Raw genomic sequence first — 14,330 nt, 5'->3', positions numbered from 1 at the left:
CCGATATGCGCATCAAGACCGAACTCGCAGGCCTTCTCGATGAAAACGAGATTGCACGGCGTTCCGCGGAGATCCGCGCAGAAGTCGCCGCCGACAAGGAGCGCGCGAAAGCGGCGGGCGGTCTTTATGTCGTCGGCACCGAGCGTCATGAAAGCCGGCGCATCGACAACCAGCTGCGTGGCCGTTCGGGCCGTCAGGGCGATCCGGGCGCGTCGAAGTTCTTCCTGTCGCTGGAAGACGACCTGATGCGCATCTTCGGGACCGACAAGCTCGACACCATGCTGCAGCGGCTGGGGCTGAAGGAGAACGAAGCGATCGTTCATTCCTGGATCAACAAGGCGCTGGAGAAGGCGCAGCAGAAGGTCGAGGCGCGCAACTACGAAATCCGCAAGAACCTGCTCAAATTCGACGACGTGATGAACGACCAGCGCAAGGTGGTCTACGAGCAGCGCATCGAGCTGATGCAGGCGCAGGACGTCTCCGAGACGGTGACCGACATGCGGCGCGAGATCGTCGACGACCTGGTCAGCCGCCATATCCCCGAGAGGGCCTATGCCGAGCAATGGGACGCGGAAGGCCTGCGCCAGGAAGTCGCCCGCATCTTCGCGCTCGACCTGCCGGTTCCCGACTGGGCCAAGGAGGAAGGCATCGCCGACCAGGCGATCCGCGAACGGCTGCATGATGCGGTCGACCGCCGCATGGCCGAGAAGGCCGCCAATTTCGGCCCCGAGGTGATGCGCATGGTCGAGCGCAGCCTGCTGCTGCAGGTGCTGGACCAGACCTGGAAGGAGCATCTGCACAATCTCGATCACCTGCGCCAGGCGATCGGGTTGCGCGCCTATGCGCAGAAGGACCCGCTCAACGAATACAAGCGCGAGGCGTTCGAGCTGTTCGGCCAGATGCTCTATCGCGTGCGCGAGCAGGTCACCGCGATCCTCGCCCGCGTCGAAATCCGTCCGGAAGAGCCGCCGGCCGGCCTGTTCGCCCGGCCGAGCCAGCCGATGCAGATGCGCGAAAGCCGCGGCGAGGATATCGACGGCGATGACGGCGACGCCGCCCGCGCCGTCCGCGGCGGCGCGGCGACCCAGACGCTGCCCGCCCGGCCGGTGACGGCGCGTAGCGCCCAGGTCGATCCGAACGATCCGTCGACCTGGAAATCGACGCCGCGCAACGCGCCCTGCCCCTGCGGTTCGGGCAAGAAATACAAATACTGCCACGGCAAGTAACGCGGCATGCCATGATCGCGGCATGACGCGGCCCCGGCTCACCGACGGACAGGCGCTCACCCGCGAACAGGCGGCGCGCTTCGCCGTCCTGCCGCTGCGCAATTTGGCGCGCGAATATCCGAACAACATCGCCCATTACCTGACCGGGCCGCAGGATGCGAGGCCGCCGCGGGCGCTGCATCCGATCTTCTACGGCAGCTACGACTGGCATTCCTGCGTACATGGCTGGTGGCTGCTGGCGCGCTGTCTGCGCCGCCATCCGGATCTCGAGATCGCCGCGCGCGCCGAAGCCTTGTTCGCGGCGCATTTCACGCCGGAGCACGGGCTGGCCGAGGTCACCTATTTCGCCGAGCCCGGCCGGGCAAGCTGGGAACGGCCCTATGGCTGGGCCTGGCTGCTGGCGCTGGCGGCCGAACTGGGCGCCTGGCGGCATGACAGGGCCGGGCCGTGGCGCGCGGCCCTGGCGCCGCTGGAGCGGCATATCGCTGCCGCATTGCCGGCCTATTTGGCGAAGCTGGCCTATCCGATCCGCGTCGGCACGCATTTCAACACCGCCTTCGCGCTCATCCTGGCCTGGCGCTACGCCCGGCTGTGCGGCCAGGCCGCCCTGGCCAGGGCGATCGCCGATTATGCGCGCCGCGCCTTCGGGTCCGACCGCGATTATCCGGCGCATTACGAACCGGGCGGCGACGATTTCCTTTCCGGCGCCCTGTGCGAGGCGCTGCTGATGGCCGAGCTGCTGCCCGAGGCCGAGTTCGCCGCCTGGTTCGCCGGCTTTCTGCCGCAGCCGGTCTTCGCGCCGGCGCACGTCGCCGACCGAGACGATCCGAAGGGCGTGCATCTCGACGGACTCAATCTGTCGCGCGCCTGGTGTCTGCGCGGCATCGCCGCCAAGCTGCCCGACCGCGCCGCCGCCCTGCGCGCCATGGCCGATGCCCATGAGGCGGCCAGCCTGCCCTTCCTGGAGAGCGGCGAATACGGCGGCGAGCATTGGCTGGCGACCTTTGCCGCCCTGGCCATCGAGGGGCTGGACAGCTAGCCCTTGCCAAGCCGCGCTCCCTGTGGCTGGCTCGCCGCCAGCACAGGAGGAACGCCATGCCGGTCAGCATCGAACTCTGGCTCGCCTTCGCCGCCGCGGCGGCAGCGCTCATCGCCATTCCGGGCCCGACCACGCTGATGGTGCTGGGCCATACCGTATCGTCGGGCATGCGCATCGGCCTCATCAGCCTGACCGGCGCCGGCCTGCTCACGGCATCCCTGCATCGGGCAAGCTAAGATGCTGCGGCTCGCGCCGACGGCCGAACGCTTCAGCATCGCCATTCCCGAGGCGGCGCTGAAGGATTTGCGCCAGCGGCTGGCGCTGACGCGCTGGCCGGCCGAGCCGGCGGATGCCGCCTGGCAGTATGGCAGCAACGGCCATTACATGCGCCGTTTCCTGCAGCGCTGGCAGAACGGCTTCGACTGGCGCCATTGGGAGGCGCGGCTCAACGCCTTCGAGCATTACCGCGTCAAGCTGAAGCGGCCCGACACGGCGACGCTGCAGAATGTGCATGTCATGCTCGAGCGCGGCTCGGGCGATCAGCCGCGACCGCTGCTGATCACGCATGGCTGGCCGGGCTCGATCTTCGAGTTCGTCGATGTCGTCGAACGGCTGGCGCATCCGGAGCGCTTCGGCGGCAAGGCGGAGGACGCCTTCACCGTGATCTGTCCGAGCCTGCCCGGCTACGGCTTTTCGATGCCGCTGGACAAGCCGATCGGACCGCGCGCCATCGCCAGGCTGTGGCGCGACCTGATGGTGGACGCGCTCGGCTTCGGGCGCTTCTTCGTCCAGGCCGGCGACTGGGGCTCGATCGTCTCGAGCTGGCTCGGCATCGACCATGCCGCGCATGTCGCGGCCCTGCATCTCAACATGGTGCCGCTGCGCCCGCCGCTGGATAAAAGCAGCGCGCCGCTGAGCGAGGCCGAGAAGACCTGGATATTGCGCACCAAGAAGATCGCCGCCAACGAAAGCGGCTATCATGCGATCCAGAGCACTAAGCCCTCGACGCTGGGCTACGGCCTGAGCGACAGCCCGGCGGGGCTGGCGGCCTGGATCGTCGAGAAATTCCACGGCTTCGCCCGCGCCCCGATCGAACAGGATCCGCCCTTCGCGATGGATCACGTGATCGCCAATATCGCGCTCTACTGGCTGACCGGAACGGCGGCAAGCGCGACCTGGATCTATTGGGCGGCGCGGCAGACCGGCGACCTCGCCATGCAGCCGGGCCAGTTCGTCACCCCGCCGACCGCCTTCCTGCTGCCGCCCTGGGACCTGGTGCCGCCGCCGCCGAAAGGCTGGCTGGAACGCGGCTATAACCTGGTGCGGCGCCAGGATCTCGAACGCGGCGGCCATTTCGTGGCGATGGAGCAGCCGGAGCGTTTCGTCGCCGATGTGCAGGATTTCTTCAAACGGCAGAGTCTGTAGATGAAAAACGAGCGTTATTACGAAGACTACCAGACCGGCGAGGTGATCGAAGCGGCCGGCGTCACCGTATCGGAGGCCGACATCCTCGATTTCGCCTTCCGCTACGATCCGCAGCCCTTCCATCTCGACAAGACGGCCGCGCAAGCGTCCATCTACAGGGGCCTGATCGCCTCCGGCTGGCAGACCGGCCTGCTGGGCTTCCGCATGCTGCTGCAGGCGAATCTGCTCGGCAAGGGCAGCATGGGCTCGCCCGGCCTGGACGAGCTGCGCTGGTTCCTGCCGGTGCGGCCGAACGACACGCTCTATGCCAAGGCGCGCATCGAGGAGAAGCGCGAGAGCCAGTCCAAGCCGGATCGCGGCATCGTCAGGATGAAATACTGGATCGAGAACCAGAAGGGCGAGACGGTGATGAGCTTTCTCGGCACCCAACTGGTGAAGAAGCGGCCCGGCTGAGTGCTACAGCAGCGCCGCCATCGCCAGCAGCATCAGCGCGGTGACGTAAAGCAGGCCGAACCAGCGGCGGATTTTATGCCGGCGCAGGCCGTGCAGCAGCTCGATCGCCTGCAGCCGGCCGTCCTGCAGAAAGGCGAGCCAATAGCCGCGCGTGGTGAAAAGGGGATCGTTCATACTGCCCTCCGGGACCGCGATGCGGTGCAATCTGCACGGATCGCGCTGCGGCCATGGCAGTACCCGATGGCGGAGCGGCCGAGAATGCTAATTTCCAAGCAGGTTATCCAAAAATAACATGCGGGGTCGCGGCGGCTGTATCGCCGCCCATTCCGCGCTAGGATGCGGCATGGCCGTATCCGTATCTGCATCTGCATCCGCCCTGCCGCTTGAAATCGCCGCCGAGGTGGCGGATGCCCTGGCGGCCGGCCGCGCCGTGGTGGCGCTGGAATCCACCATCGTCAGCCATGGCCTGCCCTGGCCGGAGAATATCGAAACGGCGCGGGCGGTGGAGAAGGCCGTGCGCGACAACGGCGCGGTGCCGGCGACCATCGCAGTGATCGACGGCCGGTGCCGCGTCGGCCTCGACGCCGCGGCCTTCGAGCGGCTGGCGCGCGACACATCAGTGGGCAAGGCCTCCAGCCGCGATCTCGCGGCGCTGATGGTGCGCCGGGGCTCGGCCGGCACGACGGTCTCGGCCACCATGCGGCTGGCCGCGCTGACGGGGATCGCGATCTTCGCAACCGGCGGCATCGGCGGCGTGCATCGCGGCGCCGAGCAGAGTTTCGACATCTCCGCCGACCTGATCGAGCTCGGCACCACGCCTGTCGCCGTCGTCTCCGCCGGCGCGAAATCGATTCTCGACATCCCGAAGACGCTGGAGGTGCTGGAGACGCAGCGCGTGCCGGTGATCACCGTCGGCTCGGACGAGTTCCCGACCTTCTACACGCGCAACAGCGGCATTTGCGCCGAGCAGCGTCTGGATACGCCCGCCGAGATCGCCGCCGCCGTCGCGCTGCATCGCCGGCTCGGCTCCGGCACCGGCCTGCTGATCGCCAATCCGATTCCGGAAGCGGACAGCCTCGCGCCGGACCTGATCGACGGCGTCATCGCCGGGGCGATCCGCGAGGCGGAAGTCCGCGGCATCAGCGGCAAGGCGATCACGCCCTTCCTGCTGGAACGCATCAACGCCGCCAGCGGCGGCCGCAGCCTGCAGGCCAATATCGCGCTGGTGAAGAACAATGCCGCGCTGGCCGCGCAGATCGCCGCGGAACTGGCCAGGCCCGGCTAGGCCGGCGGCGCGCCGTCGCGGAACGCACGGACCATGACACGCCATCTCCTTTTCCTGCCCGGCGCCAGCGGCGCGGCGAGCTTCTGGCATCCGCTGGGCGCGCTGCTGCCGCAGGCCTGGCGCAAGACCTATCTGAGCTGGCCGGGGCTGGGCGACGAGCCGCATGTGCCGGGACTCGACAGTCTCGAGACGATGGCAACGCATGCCGCCAGACATCTCTCGCCGCGCAGCGCGCTCGTCGCGCAATCCATGGGCGGCATCGTTGCGATGCGGCTGGCGCTGCAATATCCGGAGCGGGTTTCGCATCTGGTGCTGGCCGCCAGCTCGGGCGGCATACCGCTCGAGGGTTTCGATGCCGCCGACTGGCGCGCGGAGTATCGCCGCGACTATCCGCGTGCCGCGGAATGGATCACGCGGATCAGGCCCGATCACGCCGCCGCGCTGCCGCGCGTCGCGGCGCCGGTTTTGCTGCTCTGGGGCGATGCCGATCCGATCAGCCCGGTTGCCGTCGGCCGGCGCCTGCTGTCGCTGCTGCCGAATGCCAGGCTGCAGGTGTTCGCCGGCGGCGATCATGGCTTTGCCCGCGGGCGCGCGGACGAGATCGCGCCGCTGGTTCGCCAATTTATCGGTGAAACAATCGCCGCTCCCGCGAAGGCGGGACCCCGGCTTCAGGAATGACCGGATGCCCGCCTTCGCGGGCATGACGAAAGAAGGTGCCGCTTACAGGAAATTAGAGCCCGGTCGAGCCCATCTCGAGGAATTTGCGCCGGCGCGCCTCGCGCAGCGAGCCAGGCTCCTGGCCTCTCAGCTCGCGCAAATGCCGCTCGAGCGCATCGCCCAGATCGGCGATGGCCTTGGCCGGCTCGCGATGCGCGCCGCCGACCGGCTCCTTGACCACCTCGTCGACCACCTTGAGCTTGAGCAGGTCCTCGGCGGTCAGCCGCAGGGCTTCGGCGGCATCCGGCGCCTTGGCGCCGTCATTCCACAGGATGGCGGCGCAGCCTTCCGGCGAGATCACCGAATAGATGGCGTGTTCGAACATCACCACGCGGTTGGCCGCCGCCAGGGCGACGGCGCCGCCCGAGCCGCCCTCGCCGACAATGGCCGACACCAGCGGCACGCGGATATCGAGGCAGCAATCGATGGCGCGGGCGATGGCTTCGGCCTGGCCGCGCTCCTCCGCCTGCACGCCGGGATAGGCGCCGGCGGTATCGACCAGGGTGATCACCGGCAGGCGGAAACGGTCGGCCAGCCGCATCAGCCGGATCGCCTTGCGATAGCCTTCCGGCTTGGCCATGCCGAAATTATGCTTCACGCGGCCTTCGATGCCGCGGCCCTTCTCATGGCCCATGATCATCACCGCCTGGCCGCGGAAGCGGGCCAGGCCGCCGATGATCGCCGCGTCCTCGGCGAAATTGCGGTCGCCGGCGAGCGGGACGAAATCCTCGACCAGCTGGGCGACATAGTCGGCGAAATGCGGCCGGTCCTGATGGCGCGCGACCTGCGTCTTCTGCCAGGCGCCCAGCTTGGCATAGGTCGCCTGCAACTGCTGGGCCGCCTTGGCCTGCAGCCGCTCCAGTTCCTCGCTGATGTCGGTGTTGCCGCCATCGGCGAGCTGTTTCAGCTCGGCAATCTTGGCCTCAAGCTCGGCGATCGGCTTTTCGAATTCCAGGTAAGAGCGCATGGGCGCCTCCTGTAGCATGGATCGCGGCCCGGCACAAACGTCACAAGCCGTTGACAAGGCAGAGAATTTCCATCCCTTTCGGGCCGGGCCCGCGCGTGCTATAGCCTCGCCGCCTTATCCCGAAACCCCTCAGCCGCCTGGGACCTGTGCCATGTCCGCTGCCCTCATTCCCGTCCGCCGCGCCCTGATTTCCGTTTCCGACAAGACCGGCCTCGTCGAGTTCGGCAAGGCGCTTTCCGGCCACGGCATCGAGATCCTGTCGACCGGCGGCACCTACAAGGCGCTGAAGGAGGCCGGCGTCGCCGTGAAGGAAGTGGCCGAGCATACCGGCTTCCCCGAGATGATGGACGGCCGGGTCAAGACGCTGCATCCGACCATCCATGGCGGCATTCTCGCGCTGCGCGACGAGCCCGAGCACAAGGCGGCGATGGACAAGCACAAGATCCCGCCGATCGATCTGGTGGTGGTCAACCTCTATCCCTTCGCCGCCACGGTCGCCAAGGGCGCCGATTTCGCCACCTGCATCGAGAATATCGATATCGGCGGCCCGGCGATGATCCGCTCGGCGGCGAAGAATCATGGCTATGTCACCGTCGTCGTCGATACCGCCGATTACGGCGCGGTGCTGGACGGGCTGAAGGCCAATAACGGCGCCACCGATCTGACGCTGCGCCGCAAGCTCGCCGCCAAGGCCTATGCGCATACCGGCGCTTACGACGCGATGATCGCCACCTGGTTCGCGCGCCAGAACGGCGAGGATTTTCCGCCCACCCTGCTGCTTTCGGCCGAGCGCAAGCAGACCCTGCGCTATGGCGAGAATCCGCATCAGCGGGCGGCCTTCTATGTCAGCGGCGAGCAGCGCCCCGGCGTCGCCACCGCCCGGCAGTTGCAGGGCAAGGAGCTCAGCTACAACAACCTGAACGACACGGATGCCGCCTTCGAGCTGGTCTCGGAATTCTCCGATGCACCGGCGATCGCCATCATCAAGCATGCCAATCCCTGCGGCGTCGCCACGGCGGCCTCGCTGAGCGCGGCCTGGGATGCCGCCTTGCGCTGCGATCCCACCTCGGCCTACGGCGGCATCGTCGCCATGAACCGCAGGCTGGACAAGGCCACCGCCGAGAAGATCGCGCAGATCTTCACCGAGGTGATCGTCGCGCCCGAGGCCGACGACGACGCCCAGGCGTTGCTGGCGGCGAAAAAGAATCTGCGTCTGCTGCTGACTGGCGGCATGGCCGATCCGCTCAGCCAGGGCTGGTTCGTCAAATCGGTCGCCGGCGGCTATCTGGTGCAGACCCGCGACGCCGGCCGCGTGAGCCAGGCCGAGCTGAAGGTGGTGACCAAGCGCAGCCCCTCGCCGCAGGAACTGGCCGACATGCTGTTCGCCTTCCGGGTCGCCAAGCATGTGAAGTCGAACACCATCGTCTATGCGAAGGACGGCGCGACGGTCGGCATCGGCGCCGGCCAGATGAGCCGGGTCGATTCCGCGCGCATCGCCTATCGCAAGGCGCAGGATGCCGCCAAGGCCGCCGGCATCGGCGAGGCGCTGACCAGGGGCAGCGTCGCCGCCTCCGATGCCTTCTTCCCCTTCGCCGACGGCCTGGAAGCGCTGGTCGAGGCGGGCGCGACCGCGGTGATCCAGCCGGGCGGCTCGATCCGCGATCAGGACGTGATCGATGCCGCCGACAAGGCCGGGCTGGCCATGGTCTTCACCGGCATGCGGCATTTCCGGCACTGAGAGACGGGACCGAGCGATGTACAAGCTGTATTGGGCGCCGGGCACCGCGGCGATGGCGCCGCAGGCCGTGCTGGAAGAGATCGGCGCCGCCTACGAGCCGGTGCGGCTCGACATCGCCGCCAGGCAGCATGAACAACCGGAATACAAGGCACTCAATCCGAACGGCCGCATCCCGACCCTGGTGGATGGCGATTTCGTCATCTTCGAGACCGCCGCGATCTGCCTCTATCTTTGCGAGAAGCATCCGCAGGCGAAGCTGGCGCCGGCGGATCTGCAGACGCGCGGCCGCTTCTATCAATGGCTGACCTACATGACCAACACGGTGCAGGTCGGCTTCCTCGACTGGTTTCACCCCGACTGGACCTTCTCCGACCGCGACGGCCAGGCGGCGCTGAAGGCGCAGGCGGAGGAGACGCTGTATCGCAATTTCCAGGTGTTGAATGACGGCGTCGGCGACCGGCCTTTCGTGACCGGCGAACAATTCACCGTCTGCGACATTTTCCTGACGATGATGGCGCGCTGGAGCCGCTTCCTGCACAGACCGATGTGGCAGTGGCCGAACCTCAGGCGCATCGCCGCCGCGACCCATATGCGGCCCGCCTTCCAGCGCATGATGCACAAGCAGGGCATCGCCTGGGCCGAGAACTGGCCCCGGGACTGATCGCGCGCCGCAGCCTTGCGGCCGCGGGAACCGAGCTCCCTATTCGTATGCAGGTTGCCCGCAATGCGCGATTGCATTGCGGTATGAACAACCCCTCTTGTCCTGAGCCGACCCGAGCGCCAATATGATGGCGGTAGGGGGCGCTATCTCGCTGTAGGTCAAGGGGATTTCGCATGCTGCTTCATGGCATTTTGAAAGGAATAGTGAAGAAGGGCTCGCTGACGGTGATCGATCATCGCGGCCGGGCCCATCAATACGGCGCGCCGGCGAACGAGGAGACCGTCGTCATTCGCCTGCACAAGCCCTCGACGAGCTGGCGCCTCGCGGCCAATCCGAAGCTGGCCGTGGGCGAGTGCTACATGAACGGCGATCTTTCCGTCGAAAAGGGCTCGATCTACGATTTCCTCGCCGTCGTCGTGCACAATCTGGGGCCGCAGGGCACCATCCCCTTCCAGGGCGTGCAGCGCAGCTTCGAGAAGCTGATGCGCCTGTGGTACCAGTTCAATCCGCAAAGCGCCGCCAGCCGCCGCGTGCGGCATCACTACGATCTCGACGGGCAGCTCTACGATCTGTTCCTCGATACCGACAAGCAATATTCCTGCGGCTATTTCCCGGCGCCGGACGCGACCCTGGAGCAGGCCCAGCTCGCCAAGAAGCGGCATATCGCCGCCAAGCTGAGAATCCGCCCCGGCATGAAGGTGCTGGATATCGGCTGCGGCTGGGGCGGGCTCGGCCTGTATCTGGCGGAGAATTGCGGCGCCGAAGTCACCGGCATCACGCTGTCGCACGAGCAGCATGCGATCGCCAACCGCCGCGCCAAGGAGCGCGGGCTGTCCGACCGGGTGAAGTTCCAGATCTGCGACTATCGCAACATGGCCGGCCAGTTCGACCGCATCGTCAGCGTCGGCATGTTCGAGCATGTCGGCGTGCCGCATTACGCCGCCTATTTCGGCGGCATCCATCGCCTCCTGAAGGATGACGGCGTCGCGCTGGTGCATGCCATCGGCCGTTCGGAAGGCCCCGGCACCACGCCGGCCTTCATCCGCAAATACATCTTCCCCGGCGGCTATATCCCGGCCTTGTCGGAAGTGCTGCCGCGCATCGAGAAGAGCGGACTGTGGGTCACCGATATCGAAATCCTGCGGCTGCATTACGCCGAAACGCTGAAGCATTGGCGCATGCGCTTCCTGGCGCAATGGGACAAGGCCAAGGCGCTCTATGACGAGCGCTTCTGCCGCATGTGGGAATTCTACCTCGCCGCCTCGGAAGTCACCTTCCGCTATTGGGGCCACATGGTCTTCCAGGTGCAGCTCGCCAAGGACGTGGCGACCCTGCCGATCACCCGCGACTACATGATCGACGGCGAGCGCGAGCTGGCCGCGCGCGAGAAGCCGCAGCGGCCGTTTGCGAAATCGGCTTAGGATGTAAGGTCGGATTCCCGCTGCGGCTCCTGCACCTTCCAGAGGATCGTGAAGCCGATTGCCAGGAAGATCAGCACGACCGCGGCGGCGACGCGCTGGGTCTGGAACAGCGGCGTGGCGATGCCGATCAGCAGCGGCGCGGTGAATGTCGTGGCGCGGCCCGACAGCGAGAACAGGCCGAAGAACTCGCCCACCATGTCGGGCGGGCTGAGCCGCGCCACCAGGGTGCGGCTGGCCGCCTGGATCGGCCCCAGCCCGATGCCGAGCAGGAAGGCGCAGAGGAAGAAGACGCGCTCGCCCGCCGAACCGAACAGGCCGGCATCGGCGGCGCGCGGCGCGACGGAAATGCCGAACAGAACGCTGTCGGCGGTGATGGACAGGATGCCCAGCGCCCCCATCGCCACCGCGACGATGGCGATCTGCACGGCGCGTTTGGAGCCGATCCTGTCGTCCAGCCAGCCGCCGGCGATCACGGCGGGAATCGCGACGACATTCAGCACGATGCCGAACAGGCCGAGCTCGGTGGTGCCCCAGCCGAAGATGCCGGCGGCGTAGATGCCGCCGAAGCCGATGATGGCGACGAGGCCGTCGTAGTAGATCATGTAGGCGATCAGGAAGCGCAGCAGGTTGCCGTAGCGCCGCACATGCCGCACGGTGCCGATCACGCGAGCGATGCCGTTGCGCACCACGCGGCCGAATGGCTGGCCGGAGCCCTTGCGGTCCGGCGTGAACAGAAACATCGGCAGCACGAAGACGATCAGCCACAGGGCCGTGGCCGGGCCGGTGATGCGCTCGGCCTCGAAATCGGCGCGCCGCAGGCCGAGCAGCACCTCGCCTTCCGGCGGAACGATGCCGATCAGCTCGGGCTGCGAGACGATCAGGATGCCGATCAGCGCGATCATGCCGCCGACATAGCCCATGCCCCAGCCCAAACCGGACAGCCAGCCGACGCGATCCGGCGTCTCCAGCCCGGGCAGCAGCGCGTTGTTGAAGGTGATCGAATATTCGGCGGCGATATTGGCCAGCACCAGGCCGAGCAGCACCAGCGGCAGCACCTGCGGCTCGTTCGGCTGTGCCAGCCATAACAGCGCGCAGCCGAAGGCGAGCAGAGCCTGAAAGACGATCAGCCAGGGCTTGCGCCGGCCGCCGGCATCGGCGATGGCGCCGAGGAAGGGCGCACCCAGGGCGACCAGCGCCGCCGACAGCGATTGCGTGAAACCCCAGAGCGATTGCCCCTGGATCGGATCGCCGATCACCTTGCTGGTGAAATACGGAGCGAAAATGAACGTGGTGATGACGGTGAAATACGGCTGATTGGCCCAGTCGAACATCGCCCAGGACAGGCGGGCCCGCCGGGACGCCCGTTGCCGCACGGGCTCCGCCATTTTCGGCTCTGCCGGCGTCGTCGGCTCGCTCGCCCCTGCCATCTGCTCCCCCACAGCGTTATGCCGTCATCCTAGCCGTCCGGCATGGCCGGTTGCTACGGCCATGCCGATCCGTCCTTCCCGATCTGCCCTTTTTCGCGTCAGCCGGATTTCCGCGCAGGACCGGCTTGCCAAGGCGCATCATACGATGACAAACTAAATCACAGTGCGTGCTGTATATGCCAGCCGCGCATGTCTTAACGGGGAGATCAAAGACAATGGCTTGGAAGACGTGGCTATCTGCAGCCGTGCTCAGCGCTGCATTGGTCGGCGGCAATGCCCTGGTGGCGACGAATGCCGGAGCCCAGACCAAATGGGACCTGCCGGCCGGCTATCCGGCAACCAATTTCCATTCCAAGAACCTGCAGCTTTTCGCCGACGACGTGAAGAAGCTGTCGAACGGCAAGCTCGACATCACGATCCATCCCGGCGCCTCGCTGTTCAAGGTGCCCGAGATCAAGCGCGCCGTGCAGACCGGCCAGGCGCAGGCCGGCGAGCTGCTGATGTCGAATGTCGAGAACGAGATACCGATCTTCGGCATCGACACCGTTCCCTTCCTCGCCACCTCCTATGACGACGCGATGAAGCTGTACAAGGCGTCGAAGCCGATCATCGAGAAGAAGCTGCAGGCCCAGGGCATGACGCTGCTCTATGTCGTGCCGTGGCCGGCGCAGGGCATCTACGCCAACAAGGAACTCAAGACCCTCGACGACATGAAGGGCCTCAAGTTCCGCGCCTACAATCCGGCGACGTCGCGGATCGCCGAACTGGTCGGCGCCCAGCCGGTCACCATCCAGGCCGCCGAACTGGCGCAGGCCCTGGCGACCGGCACGGTCAATTCCTTCATTTCCTCGCCCTCGACGGGGCGCGATTCGAAGGTGTGGGAAAGCCTGAAGTATTTCTATGACGCCCAGGCCTGGCTGCCGAAGGACATGGTCTTCGTCAACAACGAGGCGCTCGGCAAGCTCGACGCCGCCTCGAAGAAGGCGCTGATGGATGCCGCCGCCGCCGCCGAAACCCGCGGCTGGCAATTGTCCAAGGCCGAGGCCGACGACGCCAAGGCCGCATTGATCAAGGGCGGCATGACCGTGCAGCCGCCCTCGCCCGAGCTGGCCGCCGGCTTCAAGAAGATCGGCGAGACGCTGGCCGCCGAATGGCTCAAGAAGGCCGGCGCCGATGGCGAGGCTGCCGTCGCCGCCTACAAGAAAATGTAATCTGCGGCACCGGGCGGGAGACATCCCGCCCGGTTTCCGTTTCCGCCGTTCCTGATTTCCGTCGAATTGCAGTTTCCGATGCGCCCCATTCTCGATCCGCTCTATCGCGCCTGCGGCTGGCTTGCCGGCCTGTTCATGATCGCGCTGCTGATCACCATCCTGCTCAGCATCTTCGGCCGGCTCGCCGGTTTCTATCTGCGCGGCCTCGACGCTTATGCCGGCTATTGCATGGGCGCATCGTCGTTCCTGGCGCTGGGCTATGCCTTCGGCCATGGCGATCATATCCGCGTCACCCTGGTGATCCAGCGGCTCACCGGCACCACCCGGCGCGGCTTCGAGCTTTTCTGTCTTCTGCTGGCGCTTGCCATGAGCGGCGCCTTCGCCTTCTACAGCTGCAAGATGGTCTGGTGGTCCTACAAGTTCCACGACATCAGCCAGTCCAATGACGCGACCCCGCTGTGGATTCCGCAGCTCGGCATGGCGATCGGCACGGCCGTCTTCGCGCTGTCGATCCTCGACGAACTGATCCTGGTGCTGCGCGGCAAGGCGCTCGAAGCCCAGGCCGCCGAACTGGCGCGCACCGAATAAGGGCGGCATCGCACCATGGACCAGATTTTCGTCGCCCTCTTCCTGATCGCCGCGCTGTTCGCGCTGTTCGCCGCCGGCCTGTGGATCGGCCTGGGCCTGCTGAGCTGCGGCTGGATCGCCATGGCCCTGTTCACCGCGCGGCCGGTCGGCGATGCGATGGTGACCACCATCT

15 protein-coding genes are annotated in these 14,330 nt (G+C 66.7%); 12 read left to right on the top strand and 3 right to left on the bottom strand.

Annotation, left to right across the window (positions count from 1 at the left end):
• The 5 genes from VF194_RS16715 to VF194_RS16695 all read left to right on the top strand — a co-directional run.
• On the top strand, window positions 1-1,226 hold a 1,226-nt coding region (locus tag VF194_RS16715), incomplete at its 5' end, for an SEC-C metal-binding domain-containing protein (RefSeq protein ID WP_330892331.1).
• A gap of 22 nt (window positions 1,227-1,248) precedes the next feature.
• Window positions 1,249-2,265, top strand: a complete 1,017-nt coding sequence (locus tag VF194_RS16710) for a DUF2891 domain-containing protein (RefSeq protein ID WP_330892330.1) — start codon at window positions 1,249-1,251, stop codon at window positions 2,263-2,265.
• 56 nt (window positions 2,266-2,321) lie between these two features.
• Window positions 2,322-2,501: a hypothetical protein gene (locus VF194_RS16705; RefSeq protein ID WP_330892329.1), complete on the top strand. Its 180-nt coding sequence runs from the start codon at window positions 2,322-2,324 to the stop codon at window positions 2,499-2,501.
• A gap of 1 nt (window position 2,502) precedes the next feature.
• Complete coding sequence (locus VF194_RS16700) at window positions 2,503-3,690, top strand: epoxide hydrolase family protein (RefSeq protein WP_330892328.1); 1,188 nt, start codon at window positions 2,503-2,505, stop codon at window positions 3,688-3,690.
• Window positions 3,691-4,143, top strand: a complete 453-nt coding sequence (locus tag VF194_RS16695; protein WP_330892327.1) for a MaoC family dehydratase — start codon at window positions 3,691-3,693, stop codon at window positions 4,141-4,143.
• A 3-nt stretch (window positions 4,144-4,146) separates the two neighbouring features.
• On the opposite strand, the gene VF194_RS16690 is transcribed toward VF194_RS16695, so the two are convergent.
• Window positions 4,147-4,317 (bottom strand): hypothetical protein, encoded by a 171-nt coding sequence (locus VF194_RS16690; RefSeq protein ID WP_330892326.1) that lies wholly within the window; start codon window positions 4,315-4,317, stop codon window positions 4,147-4,149.
• Between the two features lie 169 nt (window positions 4,318-4,486).
• Here VF194_RS16690 and VF194_RS16685 point away from each other — a divergent pair, with 169 nt between their 5' ends.
• On the top strand, window positions 4,487-5,428 hold the full coding sequence (locus VF194_RS16685; protein ID WP_330892325.1) for a pseudouridine-5'-phosphate glycosidase: 942 nt from the start codon (window positions 4,487-4,489) through the stop codon (window positions 5,426-5,428).
• A gap of 33 nt (window positions 5,429-5,461) precedes the next feature.
• Window positions 5,462-6,106 carry an alpha/beta fold hydrolase gene (locus VF194_RS16680; protein ID WP_330892324.1) on the top strand — a complete coding sequence of 215 codons (645 nt, stop codon included), beginning with the start codon at window positions 5,462-5,464 and terminating at the stop codon, window positions 6,104-6,106.
• Window positions 6,107-6,158: 52 nt separating this feature from the next.
• Here the strand turns inward: VF194_RS16680 and VF194_RS16675 are convergent, their stop codons facing one another.
• The gene (locus tag VF194_RS16675) at window positions 6,159-7,112 is read right to left on the bottom strand and encodes an acetyl-CoA carboxylase carboxyltransferase subunit alpha (RefSeq protein ID WP_330892323.1); all 954 of its coding nucleotides are present in this window, start codon (window positions 7,110-7,112) and stop codon (window positions 6,159-6,161) included.
• A 151-nt stretch (window positions 7,113-7,263) separates the two neighbouring features.
• On the opposite strand from VF194_RS16675, the gene purH reads away from it, so the two are divergent.
• From purH to VF194_RS16660, 3 genes are all read left to right on the top strand, one after another.
• Complete coding sequence (purH, locus tag VF194_RS16670) at window positions 7,264-8,850, top strand: bifunctional phosphoribosylaminoimidazolecarboxamide formyltransferase/IMP cyclohydrolase (protein ID WP_330892322.1); 1,587 nt, start codon at window positions 7,264-7,266, stop codon at window positions 8,848-8,850.
• A 16-nt stretch (window positions 8,851-8,866) separates the two neighbouring features.
• Window positions 8,867-9,511 (top strand): glutathione S-transferase family protein, encoded by a 645-nt coding sequence (locus VF194_RS16665; protein WP_330892321.1) that lies wholly within the window; start codon window positions 8,867-8,869, stop codon window positions 9,509-9,511.
• A gap of 173 nt (window positions 9,512-9,684) precedes the next feature.
• Complete coding sequence (locus VF194_RS16660; RefSeq protein WP_330892320.1) at window positions 9,685-10,932, top strand: cyclopropane-fatty-acyl-phospholipid synthase family protein; 1,248 nt, start codon at window positions 9,685-9,687, stop codon at window positions 10,930-10,932.
• Here VF194_RS16660 and VF194_RS16655 read toward each other — a convergent pair.
• Window positions 10,929-12,317 carry an MFS transporter gene (locus tag VF194_RS16655; RefSeq protein ID WP_330892319.1) on the bottom strand — a complete coding sequence of 463 codons (1,389 nt, stop codon included), beginning with the start codon at window positions 12,315-12,317 and terminating at the stop codon, window positions 10,929-10,931. The two genes, VF194_RS16660 and VF194_RS16655, sit on opposite strands and share 4 nt — an antisense overlap.
• A gap of 257 nt (window positions 12,318-12,574) precedes the next feature.
• Here VF194_RS16655 and VF194_RS16650 point away from each other — a divergent pair, with 257 nt between their 5' ends.
• A complete protein-coding gene (locus tag VF194_RS16650) occupies window positions 12,575-13,570 on the top strand; it encodes a TRAP transporter substrate-binding protein (protein ID WP_330892318.1) in 996 nt (331 codons plus the stop codon).
• A 78-nt stretch (window positions 13,571-13,648) separates the two neighbouring features.
• Window positions 13,649-14,158, top strand: coding sequence for a TRAP transporter small permease (locus tag VF194_RS16645; protein ID WP_330892317.1), 510 nt, complete (start codon window positions 13,649-13,651; stop codon window positions 14,156-14,158).
• The last annotated feature ends 172 nt before the right edge of the window (window positions 14,159-14,330 follow it).

The organism is Ferrovibrio sp., from assembly GCF_036381655.1.
In the GTDB taxonomy this organism is placed as follows: Bacteria; Pseudomonadota; Alphaproteobacteria; order Ferrovibrionales; family Ferrovibrionaceae; genus Ferrovibrio.
The sequence above is the reverse complement of the archived record's forward strand: the minus strand, read 5'-3'. Positions and strand labels throughout refer to the sequence as shown.